Origin of the sequence: Tabrizicola sp. M-4 (assembly GCF_051132405.1) — a bacterium.
Lineage (GTDB): Bacteria > Pseudomonadota > Alphaproteobacteria > Rhodobacterales > Rhodobacteraceae > Paragemmobacter.
In genome coordinates this window covers 1949570-1964401 of sequence record NZ_CP128606.1, presented here as the reverse complement: position 1 = coordinate 1964401, position 14832 = coordinate 1949570, and the positions used below count along the sequence as shown (strand labels likewise).

The window sequence follows — 14832 nt, the reverse complement described above, 5'->3', positions numbered from 1 at the left end:
CCCAAAACAAGGTTTCGGATGCCTGTTACATCGCGGGGTCAGCGCCGCCAGCCATCGGGTGCAAGCAGGACGAGAATGGCCAGAAGTTCCAGCCGCCCCACCACCATGGCAAAGGCGAGGATGGCCTTGGCGGCGGCGGGCAACTGGCTGATCGCGATGGGGTCGGTGGCGGCGACGCTGGTCAGCGGGCCGGTGGTCGTCAGCGCGCCAAGCGTCAGGATCAGGGCCGGTTCGAAGGCGATTCCCGCAAGGGCGAGGGCCGCGACGAGGACGGCGATGGTCAGCGCGAAGAGCATGAAGAAGATCCATGCCAGATAGGCCCCTTCGCGCCGCAGGCGGCGGGCGACGGGACCGGAGCCGCCGACGGAATTGGGGTGGATCAGGCGTTCGAGTTCGCGCTCGCCATGGCGGAACAGGGCATAGACGCGCAGCAGTTTCACGCCCCCCGCCGTGGTGGCGACCCCGCCCCCGAAGATGGCCAGACCCGCCAGCACGAGACCCGGTGTTTCCAGCCCCGACCACTGCCGCGCGGTGATCCAGTCCGCCGAGGTATAGCCGGTGGTTGTCAGGAAGGAGAGCGTGGTGAACACCGCCCCCCAGAGGGCGCGCAGGCCGGAGAGGATGTCATTGGCCTCTGTCCCAGTTGCGCCCGACGTGGCCGCAAGCCAGTGGCGCAGGAAGAGGATGGCCGGGATCACCACGACAAGCACCGCTGCCATTCGCAGTTCGGGGTCGTTCCAGATGCGGGTGCTGGGATCATGCGGAAAGGAGCCCGGCCAGAGGCGGCGGGTCACGGCGGGCAAAAGCGCGGCGAAGATCGCGACTTCGGCAAGGAAGGTCGGCCCTTCGACCGGCAACCCTCCGCCCGCGCTGATCCCCGAGGTGGAGATGGTGCCCATCGCATGGATGAGCGCGGGAAAGTTCGGTTGCCCCGCCATGAGGAGTGCGATCCACAGCCCCACCGTTAGCGCGGTGTAGATGGGCAGGATCGTCGCAGCCTGCCGCGCCACCCTCCGCGCCGGATCGGCGGTGGCGGTGATCTGGCTGAGCCCTTCGGCCCCGCGCCCCGGCACACGCCCCGACATGACCTCAATCCCGCCCAAGGTCATTGGCGCAAGAATGGCGATGGCGGCGACGAGGATGAAAAGCCCTCCCATCCAACCCACCTGCGCCCGCCACAGATGTATGGAAGGCGGCAGGCGGCCGGGTTCATAGAGCGTGGCGCCCGTCGTGGTGAAGGACGACACCATTTCAAGCCAGGCATTCGTCCAGGACGTGTCGGGCAGCGCCTGCACCACCGGGAGCGCCATGAGCACGGGAAGGAGCGCATAGGCCCCCACCAGCGCGACGAGGTTCGCCCGCGCCGGATTTCGGGCGCGGTGGTTGACGGTGGCGATCCCGATCATTCCCGCAAGCACAAGGAGGATGACACCGGAATAGAAGAAGGCGCGGCCCGTCTGGTGGTCGCGCAGGATCACGGCATGGGCGGCGGGCAGCCACATCGTCAGCGCCGTGATCCCCATCAGCAGCACCAGAAGCGGCAGTTCCGACAGGCGCCGCAGCATCAGAAGAAATCGATGGAGACCTGCAGGAGGCGTTCCACCTCGCGCACGTCGCTGGCCATGGTGAAAAGCGCGATGATGTCGCCCGCCTCGATCCGCGTGTCGCCCGTGGGTTTCACCACCTTGTCGCCCTTCATCAGCGCGCCCACCAGCACGCCTTCGGGGAATTCGATGTCGCGGATCATCCGCCCCGCCAAGGGCGAGGTGGACAGGACCTGCGCCTCGATCATCTCGGCCTCGGCATCGCCAAGGGAATAGATGGCGCGCACCTTGCCGTGGCGGATGTGGCGCAGGATCGACGAGACGGTGGTGGCGCGCGGGTTGATATAGGCGTCGATGTCCAAGGGGCCCATCAGGGGCGCAAGGGTCGGGTCGTTCACCAGTGCGATGGACATGGGGCAACCGGCCTGTTTCGCGCGGACGGCGACCAGAAGGTTGGTCTTGTCGTCATCGGTCACCGCAAGCACCGCATCGGCGCGGTCGATGGAAGCTTCCAGAAGGATGTCCATGTCCATCCCGTCGCCGTTCAGGACGATGGTCCGTTCAAGGCTGTCGGCGGCGCGTTCGGCGCGGGCGCGGTTCTTTTCGATGATCTTGGCGCGGACACGGTCGGTCCGGGCTTCCAGCGCCTTTGCCACCCCAAGACCCACATTGCCGCCGCCGATGATGACGACGCGTTCCTGTTTCTTGGTCTGCTTGCCGAAAATCTCCAGCGCGCGGTTGACGTCTTCGGAATGGGTGAAGACGTAGATCTGATCATCGGCGAAAAGCTGGTCGCCGGGTTCGGGGGCGAAGAGCCGCCCCTCGCGTCGCACGCCCACGACGATGGCGCGCAGGGTGGAGAAGAGTTCGTTCAACTGCCGCAGGGGGGTGTTGAGGACGGGGCAATCCTCATCAAGCTGGATGCCCAGAAGTTGCGCGCGGCCCAGCATGAAGCTTTCGGTGTCGAAGGTGGCGGGCGCGGCAAGGCGCTGCAGCGCGGCCTCGGCCACCTCGCGTTCCGGGCTGATCACCACGTCGATGGGCAGGTGGTCGCGGCGGTAGAGGTCGGAATAGATGGCATCCAGATAGCTTTGCGCGCGCAGTCGGGCGATCTTGCGCGGGATGGAGAAGATCGCGTGCGCCACCTCGCAGGTGACCATGTTCACCTCGTCGGAATGGGTTGCGGCGATGATCATGTCGGCGTCCCGCGCCCCTGCCCGTTCCAGCACATCCGGATAGGAGGCAAAGCCCACGACCCCCTGCACATCCAGCGTATCGGTCGCGCGGCGGACGAGATCGGCGTTGTAATCGACAAGCGTCACGTCGTTCTTCTCGCCGGACAATTGGCGGGCGATCTGCCAGCCCACCTGCCCCGCGCCGCAGATGATCACCTTCATGACTGCCTCCGGTCCATCGCGCCCCCTGATTGGCAGATGGGGGTGGTTCGGTCAATGGCGGGCACCTGCCCGCCTCTCCCCCGGGACCGAAGCGGGGATCAGACCTCCTCGCCCTCGTCCTCGTCCATCTCCTCGTCCAGCCGCGCCATGCGGCCGCCGGCCTTGGCCGTGGTCACCACGCCCAGCGATTTCAGCTTGCGGTGCAGGGCGCTGCGTTCCATGCCCACGAAACTTGCCGTCCGGCTGATATTGCCGCCGAAGCGGTTGATCTGGGTCAGCAGGTATTCGCGTTCGAACACCTCGCGCGCCTCGCGCAGGGGCAGCGTCGCCATGGCCCCGCCAAGGACCAGCCGCCCGGTATCGCCCTCGGGCGTTTCCTGCCCCGGCAATTCCCGCGCCTCGATGGGCCCGGACCCGTCGCCAAGGATCAACACCCGTTCGATCACGTTGCGCAACTGGCGCACATTCCCCGGCCAGGGCATGGTCTGCAGCAGCGCCTCCGCCTCGGTCGAAAGGCTGCGGGCGGGCAGGCCCTGCGTGCGGTGGAAGAGGTCGATGAAATGGCGCGTCAGGTCGGGGATGTCCTCGCGCCGGTCCTCGAGGCTGGGCACGGCGATGGGGACGACGTTCAGGCGGTCATAGAGTTCCTGCCGGAACCGGCCCGAGGCGATTTCATTGCGCAGGTCGCGCGTGGTGGAGGAGATGACGCGCAGATCGACGCGGACCTTGTCGGTGCCGCCCGCGCGGGTGAACTGCTGTTCCACCAGCACGCGCAGGATCTTGGACTGGGTGCCCAGTGGCATGTCGGCCACCTCGTCGAAATAGACGACACCGCCATGGGCCTGTTCCAGAAGCCCTTTCTCGATCCCGCGTTCCGAGGTTTCGCGGCCGAAGAGCACCTCTTCCATCCGTTCGGGTTCGATCGTGGCCGACGAGACGGAAACGAAGGGCGCCGCCGCCCGGTTGGAGTGGGCATGGATGAAGCGTGCGGCCATTTCCTTGCCCGATCCGGCAGGCCCCGTCAGCATCACGCGCCCGTTCGACTTCGTCACCTTCTCAAGCTGCGATTTCAGCGCCTTGAAGGCGGGGCTTGCGCCCAGCATCTCGGCCGAGGTCACGTCCTTGCGGCGCAGTTCGCTGTTCTCGCGGCGCAGGCGGCTGGTTTCCATCGCGCGCGAGACGACGACCATCAACTGGTCGATGTTGAAGGGTTTTTCGATGAAGTCATAGGCGCCCTGCTTGATGGCGGCGACCGCGATCTCGATGTTGCCATGGCCGGAAATGATGACGACCGGCACGTCGGGGTTGTCGCGGCGGACGGTTTTCAGGATGTCGATCCCGTCCATGCGGCTGTCCTTCAGCCAGATGTCGAGGATCATCAGCGCGGGCGGTTCCGCGTTGATCTCGGCCATGCAATCGTCGGAATTCCCGGCGAGGCGCACGGAAAAGCCCTCGTCCTTCAGGATATCCCCGATCAATTCGCGGATGTCCTTTTCGTCGTCTACAATCAGGATGCTGCTCATGCTCTATCCCCCCTGTGCGGCCATGGCCGCGGGTTTACGGGTACGGACCTTGGGCGCGCGCGGCAGCCGGATTTCGGCCATCGCGCCCGCATGGTCATTGCCTTCGAAAACGGGTGCGTCGAGCAGGGCCAGCGTGCCGCCATGCTCTTCGATGATCTTCTTGACGATGGGCAGGCCAAGGCCCGTGCCCTTTTCGCGGGTGGTCACATAGGGTTCGAACAGCCGCGCGCGGTCGGGCGGCAGGCCGGTGCCATTGTCCATGATCCGGATCACGGCGGCGTCGGGTTCGGCCTCCAGCGTCACGCGGATTTCCGGTCGGTGCCCGGCGGGGGCGCCCTTTTCCTGAAGCGTTTCAATCGCTTCGCCCGCGTTCTTGATGAGGTTTGTCAAGGCTTGGCTGATCATGGTGGCGTCAAGGTCCATCACCACCGCCTCGGCGGGAAGCGACTTGACGAAGGTCACGCCGGGCTGGCCGCTTTCCTGCAAGAGGATCGCGTCGCGCAACAGCGCGGTCAGGTCATTCTCGCGGCGGTCGGGTTCGGGCATGCGCGCGAATTTGGAGAATTCGTCGACGATCCGGCGCAGGTCATTGGTCTGGCGCACGATGACATCGGTGTATTGGTCCAGATCGTCGGGCTCTGCCACCTGCGGGCGGAACTTCCGCTTGATCCGTTCGGCGGAAAGCGCGATGGGCGTGAGCGGGTTCTTGATCTCATGCGCGATGCGGCGGGCCACGTCGCCCCACGCCGCCATGCGCTGCGCGCTGACCAGATCTGTCACGTCATCGAAGGCCACGACATAGCCTTCCAGACCGCCATCCTCGTTCCGGCGTTCCGACATGCGCACCAGCAGGCTTTCCAGCTTGCCCTTGCGCGTCAGCCGCACTTCTTCCTGTGCGGCGGGCGCGGCGGTTTCGATCAGCCTTTCGAACAGCGGGCCGAATTCCGGCACGGCAACGGCAAGCGGCATGTCGGTGCTGGCCCCTGCCCCCATGTCCAGCAGGCGGTCGGCGGCGCGGTTGGCGAAATCGATCCGCCCGTCGGGGTTCAGCCCGATCACACCCGCCGTGACATTCGACAGCACGGAATCGAAGAGCCTGCGCCGCCGCTCTGTCTGCGAATGGGAATCAACCAGCGCCTCGCGCTGCCCCTTCAACTGCCGTGTCATGCGGTTAAAGGATCGGCCCAGCGAGGCGATCTCGTCATCCCCGTCTTCCTCGCGCACCTGCACGTCGAGGTCGCCCTCGCCCACCTTTTCGGCCGCCTCGGCCAAGCGCCCCACGGGGCGCGAGAGCCGTTCCGCGAACCAGAGGCCAAGCCAGACGGCGGCAAGGATAAGGATCAGCGCGAAGCCTAGGTAGAGAAGCCCGAATTCGAACAACAGCCGCCCACGTTCCGATTCAAGCTGATGATACAGCGCCACCGTCTCGCGCGTGCCGTCCAGCAGCGACAGGATCGACCCGTCCACCGTGCGCGAGATATAGAGGTAGCGGTCGGCAAAGGCATCCAGATGCACCAGCGCCCGGAATTCGTTATTCGCCCAATCCTGAATAAGCACCGTCTCGCCCGACCGCGCGCGCTGCAATTCATCGGGCGTGGGCTGTTCGAAATCGAAGAGATAGCTCCGCTCGCCGCGCGTCATCAATTCGCCCGCGCCGTCGATCAGATAGGCCTCCTTCAGCCCACGCTGGATGCTGGCCTGCGCCTGCGTCAGCACGGGCCGCATCTGGCTGTCATCCAGAAAGAACATCGATTGCTTGAACAGGTTCAGGTCGCGCGCCAAGGCCTCGGCATCGGCGATCAGGTCCTGACGATGCTCCTGCTCATAGGCCTCGGCGGCAGAGAGGGAGGACCCGACGACCGACCGCACCCTGTCCGAGAACCACCCCTCCAGACCGAAATTCACCGTCACCACGGCAAAGACCGCGACAAGGATGGTGGGGATCAGCGCGACCACGCCGAAGACGAAGGTCAGCCGCATATGCAGCCGCGACCCGGCCGATTTGCTGCGGCGGTCTGCGATCATCCGCACCACCCGCGCCATGACCAGCGCCGCGACGACGAGGATATAGACGAGGTCCGCCAGCAGGATCAGCCGCAGCGAGGGCGAGTTCGCCCCCTGATTCAGCGGCCCCAGCGCAAGGAAGGTCGCCACGGCCAGAAGCGGGCCAAGGAAGACAAGGCCGAAGGTCATGGCATTCTGCACCTGCCGCTGGCGGCGCAAGCGCGACAGGCGCGACCAAGTGTTGCTTCCGACAGTGCGATGCACGTCAGGCGATCCCCTCATGCCGAGGGACCGAATCCCCCCGCTGCCCATATCTTGTGCCCCATAACGCTGTGCGGCATGGGGAACACGCTTGATGTTGCGGTTTTACATCAGCTTGCGGCGGCGAGTCACGCGGATATCGAGATCGGTGATCTTCTTGCGCAAAGTATTGCGATTGATGCCAAGGAGGTCGGCGCATTTGGCCTGATTTCCCGCCGTGGCATCCAGCGCGATCTCGATCAGGGGCATCTCCACCTCGCGCAGGATACGCTGATAGACGCCCGCCGGGGGCAGTTGCCCGCCATGCAGGTCGAAATAGCGTTTCAGATGCCGCGCGACAGAGGCGGAGAGTTTCTCGCCCTCGCCCCCGCCCTTCAGCGGCTCCATCGCGGGCTGGTTGCCCAGCACGGCCTCCACCTCGGCCTTGGTGATTTCCGTCTCGGAGGAGGTGACCATCAGGCGGCGCAGCGTGTTTTCCAATTGCCGCACGTTTCCGGGCCATGAATAGGCGCGGATCAGGTCGCGGGCATCGTTCGACAGGCGGCGCAGGCTGCCAAGGTCGCGTTCGCCGCGTGCAAGGAAATGCTCGGCCAGAAGCGGGATGTCATCCACCCTCTCGCGCAGGGCGGGCACATGCAGGGTGACGCCCGACAGGCGATAATACAGGTCCTGCCGGAACTGCCCGCCCTCCATCCGGGCGGAAAGGTCGGTCTGTGACGTGGCCATGATGCGCGGCGCGTTGTCGCCTGCTAGGTCCAGCATCCGCACGATGCGGGCCTGCATGTCGTCGTCGTAATCGGCCACCTCGTCGAAGACGAGGCTCCCGCCCCGCGCCCGCGCCATCAGGGCGGACGGTCCGTCCATCCCGGCCAGATCCGCCGCCTGCGCCACGACGAAGGGCTGCGACCGACGGTCCGAGAAATCGTGGATCGCCTTGGCGATCAGGCTTTTCCCCGTGCCCGATTCGCCCGTGATCAGCACCGCCAGATCGGTGTTCATCACCCGCGCCACCAGCCGATACAGCGCCTGCATCGCGGGCGTCCGCCCCACCAGCGGCAGGTCATCCGCCGCCTCGCGCGGCTGCACCGGCTTTACCGGGGCGCGGCGCTTTTGTTCCAGCGCGCGGGCGGAGCGTTTCATCAGGTCGGGCAGGTCGAAGGGTTTGGGCAGATAGTCGAAGGCCTCTGCCTCGGCCGCCTGAATGGCCGTCATGATGGTGTTCTGGGCGGAAATCACGATCACCGGCAGGCCGGGGCGCATCTTGGAAATCCGGGGCAGTGCGTCCAGCCCGTTGCCATCGGGCATGATCACGTCGGAGATGACCAGATCACCCTTACCCTCCTCCACCCAGCGCATCAGCGTCATCAGGGACGAGGTCGCATGCACCTTGCACCCGGCCCGCGTCAGCGCCTGCGTCAGAACGGTGCGGATCGTGCGGTCGTCATCGGCGACGAGGACGGTTCCATCCATCAGGCTTTCTCCTTTTTCTCTTTCGGCACCATGGGGAGCGAAACGCGGAACACGGTGCGACCGGGCACCGAATCCACGGAAATCCATCCCTCGTGGTCGGAAATGATCTTGGACACGAGCGCGAGCCCCAGCCCCGTGCCGTTCTCGCGGCCGGAAACGAAGGGTTCGAATATGTCGGCGGCGATCTCCGGCGGAATGCCGGGGCCGTCATCGATGATTTCGATCTGCAAAGGCAGCGCGGCGGGGCGGCCATCCCTGCCCCGGATGCGCAGTGACAGGTCATAGAAGGTGTGCAGCCGGATCGTCGTCCCCTCGCCCGCGCGCTGACAGGCCTCGGCGGCGTTCTTGATGAGATTGAGGAAGACCTGCATCAACTGATCGGGATCGGCATAGGTGGGCGGAAGCGAGGGGTCGTAATCCTCCACGATCTGCATATGGGCGGCGAAACCCACCATCGCGGATTTGCGGGCGCGGTCCAGCGCGTCGTGGATGTTCACGGGGCGGCGTTCCGGGGGGCGCAGGTTGCCGAACTGTTCCACCTGTTCCAGCAGTTTAACGATGCGCCGCGTCTCTTCCACGATCAGGTCGGCCAATTCCCTATCCTCGGGCGGCAGGTTCATCCCGATCAGCTGCGCGGCACCCGAAATGCCCGCCAGCGGGTTCTTGATCTCATGCGCCAGCATCTCGGCCATGCCGATGGCGGATTTCGCGGCCGATTTCACCTGCATCGCCCGCCCCAGACGATCCGCGATGTCACGGGGCGAGATGATCAGAAGGATCACCTCGGCATTGTCATGCATGGGCGCAACCTGGATGTTGCACTGCACGGGCGCGCGTTCGCCCGTGGTCACGTCGACGTCGTTGATGAAGAGCGGCGACTGGTTCACCCGCGCCCGCGCCAGCGCCTCGTCCATCGGCGCGTCGATCGCCAGCCGGTCGAAGGCCGGTTGTCCCATCAGCGACCGGGAAGAGGCATTCAGGAAGATCTCGCCCGCCGGATTGACCTCGGCGATCCGGTTGTCGGGGCCGATCAGCAATGCAGGCAGCGGCAGAGAGGCCCAGACGACACCCGGAACCGGGTATGGCGTGCGATATGGGGTCATGCGGCCTCGCGCCTCGGGTCCGTCGCGGTGAAGACCGACCGTATCAGCCGCAGCGCCTTGCCCGGTTCATCCGCCGTCAGCAGCGCATGGCGCAGGGCGGGGTCGGCTGTGGTGCCATCCAGATACCAGCCCAGATGTTTCCGCGCGCAGCGCAGACCCAGAGCCGCGCCGTAGAATTGCAGCATCGCCTCGTAATGTTCGGCCACCAGATCGGCCAGCGCCGCGCCCTCCGGCACCACCGGGGCGGGCGTGTCGTACAGCGCCGATGCCACCTGCGCCAGACGCCACGGCGCGCCCTGCGCCCCGCGCCCGATCATCACCCCATCCGCGCCCGAAGCCGCCAAGGCCTGCCGCGCCGTGCCCGCATCGATGATGTCGCCATTGGCGATGACAGGGATAGACACCGCCTCCTTCACCCGCGCGATGGCGGCCCAATCGGCGCTGCCCTTGTAAAACTGGTTCCGCGTGCGGCCATGGATGACGATCATCCGCACCCCCGACCCCTCGGCCCGCCGGGCAAGCTCCGGCGCGTTCAGAAGGCGTTCGTCCCAGCCCAGCCGCGTCTTCAGCGTGACAGGCAGGTTTACCGCCTTTACCACCGCCTCGATCAACGCAAGCGCAAGGTCCAGATCGCGCAGCAGTGCCGAACCACAAAGCCCCGTCGTCACCCGTTTCGACGGGCAGCCCATGTTGATGTCGATGATCCGCGCGCCATTGGCCTCCATCAGCCGTGCCGCCTCGCCCATCCAATAGGGATCGCGCCCCGCAAGCTGCACCGATGTCGCCTGTTCCTCCAGCCCCAGCTCGGCCCGCGCCCGTGCCTCGGGCTGGGCCTGCACCACCTCTTGGCTGGCCACCATCTCGGACACGACAAGCCCTGCCCCGAACCGCGCCACGAGACGGCGATAGGGCAGATCGGTGATCCCCGCCAGCGGTGCCAGCAGCACGGGCGTTTCGATCGTCTGGGGTCCGAGGCAGAGGGCCAATTGCCTGTTCCTTGTGCAGATAGGTTGGTGTTAGGGGCCGCTCCGGGCAGAAGCCAAGCGCGGAGAGGGGCATTCTGTCTGAAAAACTGGCGATGCACAATTTTTAGGCATGTTTGCCCGATGCCGCGCCAGATTGTCAGGCGCGGCGGTGTGGCGTAGGGAGGGAAAAAGGGCAAGCGTCCAATGGGGGAGTCGCGCAGGGAATGACGACCGCAGCCGTGATCGTCGCCGCAGGGCGGGGCAGCCGTGCCGGGGGCGACATTCCCAAGCAATGGCAGTTGCTGGCCGGAAGGCCCGTGCTGGCCCATACGCTGGCGGCGTTCCGGGGGGCGGTGGACCGCCTTGTCGTCGTGATCCATCCCGACGACCATGCGCAGGCCTTGGCCCTCGCCGCCGATGCCCTGCTGGTGGAGGGCGGCGCGACGCGCGATGCCTCGGTCCGAAACGCGTTGGAGGCGCTGGCGGGGGAAGGCGTCACCCGCGTCCTGATCCATGACGGCGCGCGCCCCCTCGTCGCGCCGGAGGTCATCGCCCGGGTCCTTGCCGCGCTGGATGCCCATCCGGGCGCGGCCCCTGCCCTTCCGGTGACCGATGCGCTGTGGCTGGGCAAAGATGGCCTCGTGGTGGGCACCCGCGACCGCGCGGGCCTCTGGCGGGCGCAGACCCCGCAGGGCTTCCGCTTCGCGGACATCCTTGCCGCCCATCGCGCCCATCCGGGCGGTGCCGCGGATGATGTGGAGGTGGCGCGGGCGGCAGGGCTTGACGTCGCCATCGTGGACGGGGACGAAAGCAATCTGAAGGTGACCTTTCCGGGCGATTTCGCGCGGGCAGAGGCGATGATGAAGGACCGCAACATGGATGTGCGCTTGGGCAATGGCTATGACGTGCATGCCTTCACCGAAGGCGATCACGTCTGGCTGTGCGGGGTGAAGGTGCCCCATCACAAGGCGCTGCTGGGCCATTCCGATGCCGATGTGGGCATGCATGCCCTGACGGATGCCATCTATGGCGCGCTGGCGATGGGCGATATCGGGCGGCATTTCCCCCCCTCCGACCCGCAATGGAAGGGGGCTGCCAGCCACATCTTCCTGCGCCACGCGGCGAACCTGATGCGGGCGCAGGGCTATGCCTTGGGCAATTGCGACGTGACGCTGGTCTGCGAACGCCCCAAGATCGGGCCGCATGCCGCCGCGATGCAGGCCGAACTTGCCGCCATCATGGGCGTCGACGTGACCCGCGTCAGCGTGAAGGCCACCACATCGGAACGGCTGGGCTTCACCGGGCGCGAAGAGGGCATCGCCGCGCTGGCCACCGCCTGTCTGGTACGCGCATGATGCGCGCCATCGCCACCTTCTTCGGCGTGGGTCTCCTGCGGCCTGCGCCGGGCACATGGGGGTCCGCCGCCGCGCTGGCCTTGGGCGTGGTGATCGACCGTTACGCGGGCTTTCCGGGCCTTGCCCTTGCCACGCTGGTCGCGTTTGGGGCGGGATTGGCCGCCTGCAAGGCCGTCTGCGGCCCCGGCGACGATCCGTCCGAGGTGGTCATCGACGAGGTGGCGGGGCAGTGGATCGCGCTGCTCTTCCCCTCTTTCGCCTTCTGGTGGCGCGATTTCGACGGCTGGATGCCCTATCCGGGCTGGCTCGCGGCCTTCCTCCTGTTCCGGCTGTTCGACATCTGGAAGCCGTGGCTGGTGGGGCGTGCCGATGCGCGCGGCGATGCGCTGGGGGTGATGCTGGATGATGTCTGGGCGGGTATCTTCGCCGGGATCGGCGTGGTGATTGCGGCAGGCGTCGCGCATGGGCTGCTGATGGGGTGAGGTGATGGCAGAGGCGGCAGAGGTCCTGAAGGCGGCGCGATACTGGGGCGTTCGGATCGCCACCGCCGAAAGCTGCACCGGCGGGTTGATCGCCGGCGCGCTGACCGATGTCGCGGGGTCCTCCGACGTCTTCGAACGCGGCTTCGTCACCTATTCCAACGCGGCCAAGGTCGAGATGCTGGGCGTGCTGCCCGAAACGCTGGCCGCGCATGGCGCGGTATCGGAAGAGGTCGCGCGCGAGATGGCGGAAGGCGCGCTGCGCCTGTCGCAGGCGACGATGGCGGTATCGGTGACCGGCATCGCAGGCCCCGGCGGATCGGAGTTCAAGCCTGAGGGGCGCGTCTGCTTTGCCTTGGCGCAGGCGGGCAAGGCCACTCAGGTGGAAACGGTGGAATTCGGCCCGCTGGGCCGCGCCGCCGTGCGGCGGGCGACGGTGGAACATGCGCTGGCGTTGATGGCGCGGGCCTTGGCCTGAAGCGGGGTGCGGGATGGCCGGCCCCCGGGGCCCTGCCCCGGACCCCGGGGTATTTTTCCCGAAACGAAGCCGCCGGTTTCAGGGATGTTCGGCGAAGAAGCGCAGCACCTCGGCATTGGCCGTGATGTCGCGCGTGCCGCCCTGCCGGGGCGCGCGGCGGCTGCCGGGCCAGGCATGGCCGCCGCCTTCGACCGTCAGGATGCGGACCTGCGTCACGCCGCGCCCATTGGCATAGTTGCGTTCGATCACCCGCATCCCGTCCGCCGCGCGGTCGATCACCCGTTCGGTCCGCGCAAGCATCGGATAGGGTGCAAGGAAGGCCGCCTCCACCGCCGCGACAGAGGCGAAATCCGTGCGCGTCAGGCTGGTGGCGCCCCTGCCGCCCGCATAGGGCACCATCTCATCCGCCGTGCCGTGGATATGCAGGAGCGGCACCTTCCCCTTGGGTCGCAGTCGCCGCGCATCCATCGTGCCTGCCACCCCCGCCACGGCGCGCACCTTGCCGGGGCGCAGCGCGGCATAGGTTTCGGCCATGATCGACCCGTTCGACATGCCCGTCAGATAGACCCGCGCGGGGTTCAGGCGAAAGCGCGCCACCGCATCCGCGATGACGGCATCGAGGAAGGCCATGTCATCCACCCGATTGCGCTGCGCCGATCCGCAGCAATAGCCGCCGTTCCACGTGCCCGCGCGCCCCGTGCCCTCGGGATAGATCACCGCATAGCCCTGCGCATTGGCTGGGCGCGACAGGCCGGAGGACCGCGCGAACTGGTCGGCACTGCCGCCGCCGCCATGCAGGGCAAGGATGACGGGCGCCCCCGCGGCCCTTGCGGGCAGGTCGATGCGATAGGACCGGTCGCCAAGGCGGATGGTCTCGGCCCCCACGGGCAGGGCGAAAAGGATCAGGGCAAGGACAAGGCGGAGCATGGGCTATCCCCGTTATGTGGCGATCAATGCTCCTTCCACGCCGCGCCCGCGCGGTTCCGTCGCGTCAGACCTTGGGCCCGTGCAACTCCGCCGCGCGGCGTTCAAAGGCGCGCACCACGCGCTGCATCGCGTCGTTGAAAACCACGCCGATGATCCCCTGCAGGATGGCGTTGCGGAATTCGAAATCCACGAAGAATTCCACCTCGCAGCCGCCCTCCACATCGCGGAAGGCCCAGGTGGATTTCATATGCTTGAACGGCCCCTCGATATAGACCGTGTCGATCTTGCGCGCCGCGGGCCAGAGCGTCACGCGCGACCCGAACCTTTCGCGGAACACCTTGAACGAGATGACAAGATCCGCCTCCATCACCTCCGACCCGTCCGGCATGGCCTTGCGCGACCGGATGCGCGCCGCCGAATTCCACGGCAGGAACTTCGGATAGGACCCGACATCGGCGACAAGGTCATACATCTGCTGCGCGCTGTAGGGCAGGCGCTTGATTTCGTGATGGGTGGGCATGGCTGCGCCTGTCTTCGTGACACGGTTCCCCGTATTGGGTAGAGCTTGGCGGGAAATCAAGGGGTGCATCATGTCAGAGCGGCCATATGTCATAGACCAGATGATCAGCGCAAAGGCGATTGCCGCGCGGGTGGAGGCCTTGGCGGCCGAGATCACCGCCCATTACGCGGGCACCGACAAGCTGGTCGTCGTGGGCCTGCTGCGCGGCTCTTTCGTCTTCATCGCCGATCTGGTGCGCGAGATCGACCTGCCGGTCGAGGTCGATTTCCTCGAAGCCTCCTCTTACGGCGATGCGATGCATTCCAGCCGCGAAGTCCGCATCCTCAAGGACCTGCGGGGCGAGATCGCGGGCCGCGACGTGCTGGTGGTGGAAGACATCGTCGATACGGGCTTCACCCTGCACCATGTCAAGAACCTGCTCCTGTCGCGCGAACCCAAACGTCTGGAAGTCTGCGCCCTGCTCGACAAACCCTCGCGGCGCGAGGTGGATATCAAGGCGACGTGGACGGGATTCGAGATCCCCGACGAATTCGTGGTGGGCTACGGGATTGATTTCGCGCAGCGCAATCGCAACCTACCCTATATCGGCAAGGTGCGATTTACGGGGTGACGGCATGAATCCTATCTGGTTGATCCGTATGGCGCAATGGGTGCGCAACCCGCCCTCGCCGCAGCGGGTGAAACTGGTCTTCGGCGTGATCGCGCTCTGCCTTCTCATCTTCGGCTATGAATGGCTCTTCGGCTGGCCCGAGGCGCTGGTGCCCCAGAAACTCAAACCCTGACGCGCCGCCTGCCGCCACATCGCG

General features: G+C 66.4%; 14 protein-coding genes. 5 read left to right on the top strand and 9 right to left on the bottom strand.

Annotation, left to right across the window (positions count from 1 at the left end; all coding sequences use genetic code 11):
• Nucleotides 1-38: 38 nt before the first annotated feature.
• From TabM4_RS09500 to dusB, 7 genes are all read right to left on the bottom strand, one after another.
• The gene (locus TabM4_RS09500; protein ID WP_434621673.1) at nucleotides 39-1565 is read right to left on the bottom strand and encodes a potassium transporter TrkG; all 1527 of its coding nucleotides are present in this window, start codon (nucleotides 1563-1565) and stop codon (nucleotides 39-41) included.
• Nucleotides 1565-2941, bottom strand: coding sequence for a Trk system potassium transporter TrkA (gene trkA, locus TabM4_RS09495; RefSeq protein ID WP_434621671.1), 1377 nt, complete (start codon nucleotides 2939-2941; stop codon nucleotides 1565-1567). Before trkA ends, TabM4_RS09500 begins: the two co-directional genes overlap by 1 nt.
• A gap of 98 nt (nucleotides 2942-3039) precedes the next feature.
• Complete coding sequence (locus TabM4_RS09490; RefSeq protein ID WP_434621668.1) at nucleotides 3040-4464, bottom strand: sigma-54-dependent transcriptional regulator; 1425 nt, start codon at nucleotides 4462-4464, stop codon at nucleotides 3040-3042.
• A 3-nt stretch (nucleotides 4465-4467) separates the two neighbouring features.
• Nucleotides 4468-6732: an ATP-binding protein gene (locus TabM4_RS09485; RefSeq protein WP_434621665.1), complete on the bottom strand. Its 2265-nt coding sequence runs from the start codon at nucleotides 6730-6732 to the stop codon at nucleotides 4468-4470.
• A gap of 102 nt (nucleotides 6733-6834) precedes the next feature.
• The gene (locus TabM4_RS09480; protein WP_434621662.1) at nucleotides 6835-8199 is read right to left on the bottom strand and encodes a response regulator; all 1365 of its coding nucleotides are present in this window, start codon (nucleotides 8197-8199) and stop codon (nucleotides 6835-6837) included.
• The gene (locus tag TabM4_RS09475; RefSeq protein WP_434621659.1) at nucleotides 8199-9302 is read right to left on the bottom strand and encodes a two-component system sensor histidine kinase NtrB; all 1104 of its coding nucleotides are present in this window, start codon (nucleotides 9300-9302) and stop codon (nucleotides 8199-8201) included. Before TabM4_RS09475 ends, TabM4_RS09480 begins: the two co-directional genes overlap by 1 nt.
• Nucleotides 9299-10288: a tRNA dihydrouridine synthase DusB gene (gene dusB / locus TabM4_RS09470; protein WP_434621656.1), complete on the bottom strand. Its 990-nt coding sequence runs from the start codon at nucleotides 10286-10288 to the stop codon at nucleotides 9299-9301. Before dusB ends, TabM4_RS09475 begins: the two co-directional genes overlap by 4 nt.
• A 203-nt stretch (nucleotides 10289-10491) precedes the next feature.
• Here dusB and TabM4_RS09465 point away from each other — a divergent pair, with 203 nt between their 5' ends.
• From TabM4_RS09465 to TabM4_RS09455, 3 genes are read left to right on the top strand one after another with little or no spacing between them, the layout of a single operon-like run.
• On the top strand, nucleotides 10492-11622 hold the full coding sequence (locus TabM4_RS09465; protein WP_434621654.1) for a bifunctional 2-C-methyl-D-erythritol 4-phosphate cytidylyltransferase/2-C-methyl-D-erythritol 2,4-cyclodiphosphate synthase: 1131 nt from the start codon (nucleotides 10492-10494) through the stop codon (nucleotides 11620-11622).
• On the top strand, nucleotides 11622-12104 hold the full coding sequence (locus TabM4_RS09460) for a phosphatidylglycerophosphatase A family protein (protein WP_434622006.1): 483 nt from the start codon (nucleotides 11622-11624) through the stop codon (nucleotides 12102-12104). The genes TabM4_RS09465 and TabM4_RS09460 overlap by 1 nt, the downstream gene beginning before the upstream one ends.
• 4 nt (nucleotides 12105-12108) lie before the next feature.
• Entirely contained in the window at nucleotides 12109-12579 is a 471-nt protein-coding gene (locus TabM4_RS09455; protein ID WP_434621652.1) for a CinA family protein, read from the top strand.
• Between the two features lie 78 nt (nucleotides 12580-12657).
• On the opposite strand, the gene TabM4_RS09450 is transcribed toward TabM4_RS09455, so the two are convergent.
• Both TabM4_RS09450 and TabM4_RS09445 read right to left on the bottom strand, forming a co-directional pair.
• Nucleotides 12658-13506, bottom strand: coding sequence for an alpha/beta hydrolase family esterase (locus TabM4_RS09450; RefSeq protein ID WP_434621649.1), 849 nt, complete (start codon nucleotides 13504-13506; stop codon nucleotides 12658-12660).
• Nucleotides 13507-13570: 64 nt separating this feature from the next.
• Complete coding sequence (locus tag TabM4_RS09445; RefSeq protein WP_434621646.1) at nucleotides 13571-14026, bottom strand: type II toxin-antitoxin system RatA family toxin; 456 nt, start codon at nucleotides 14024-14026, stop codon at nucleotides 13571-13573.
• Nucleotides 14027-14096: 70 nt separating this feature from the next.
• Between TabM4_RS09445 and hpt the strand changes: the two genes are divergently transcribed.
• Together hpt and TabM4_RS09435 are read left to right on the top strand one after the other, a co-directional pair.
• Nucleotides 14097-14636: a hypoxanthine phosphoribosyltransferase gene (gene hpt / locus TabM4_RS09440; RefSeq protein ID WP_434621643.1), complete on the top strand. Its 540-nt coding sequence runs from the start codon at nucleotides 14097-14099 to the stop codon at nucleotides 14634-14636.
• Between the two features lie 4 nt (nucleotides 14637-14640).
• Nucleotides 14641-14808, top strand: coding sequence for a hypothetical protein (locus tag TabM4_RS09435; protein WP_434621640.1), 168 nt, complete (start codon nucleotides 14641-14643; stop codon nucleotides 14806-14808).
• Nucleotides 14809-14832: the final 24 nt, after the last annotated feature.

What these genes read in the sequence shown, in the direction of transcription:
- TabM4_RS09500 (WP_434621673.1), bottom strand. Translation starts at nt 1,565, where the DNA reads ATGCTGCGGCGCCTGTCGGAACTGCCGCTTCTGGTGCTGCTGATGGGG.
- trkA (WP_434621671.1), bottom strand. Translation starts at nt 2,941, where the DNA reads ATGAAGGTGATCATCTGCGGCGCGGGGCAGGTGGGCTGGCAGATCGCC.
- TabM4_RS09490 (WP_434621668.1), bottom strand. Translation starts at nt 4,464, where the DNA reads ATGAGCAGCATCCTGATTGTAGACGACGAAAAGGACATCCGCGAATTG.
- TabM4_RS09480 (WP_434621662.1), bottom strand. Translation starts at nt 8,199, where the DNA reads ATGGATGGAACCGTCCTCGTCGCCGATGACGACCGCACGATCCGCACC.
- TabM4_RS09475 (WP_434621659.1), bottom strand. Translation starts at nt 9,302, where the DNA reads ATGACCCCATATCGCACGCCATACCCGGTTCCGGGTGTCGTCTGGGCC.
- TabM4_RS09465 (WP_434621654.1), top strand. Translation starts at nt 10,492, where the DNA reads ATGACGACCGCAGCCGTGATCGTCGCCGCAGGGCGGGGCAGCCGTGCC.
- TabM4_RS09460 (WP_434622006.1), top strand. Translation starts at nt 11,622, where the DNA reads ATGCGCGCCATCGCCACCTTCTTCGGCGTGGGTCTCCTGCGGCCTGCG.
- TabM4_RS09455 (WP_434621652.1), top strand. Translation starts at nt 12,109, where the DNA reads ATGGCAGAGGCGGCAGAGGTCCTGAAGGCGGCGCGATACTGGGGCGTT.
- TabM4_RS09450 (WP_434621649.1), bottom strand. Translation starts at nt 13,506, where the DNA reads ATGCTCCGCCTTGTCCTTGCCCTGATCCTTTTCGCCCTGCCCGTGGGG.
- TabM4_RS09445 (WP_434621646.1), bottom strand. Translation starts at nt 14,026, where the DNA reads ATGCCCACCCATCACGAAATCAAGCGCCTGCCCTACAGCGCGCAGCAG.
- hpt (WP_434621643.1), top strand. Translation starts at nt 14,097, where the DNA reads ATGTCAGAGCGGCCATATGTCATAGACCAGATGATCAGCGCAAAGGCG.
- TabM4_RS09435 (WP_434621640.1), top strand. Translation starts at nt 14,641, where the DNA reads ATGAATCCTATCTGGTTGATCCGTATGGCGCAATGGGTGCGCAACCCG.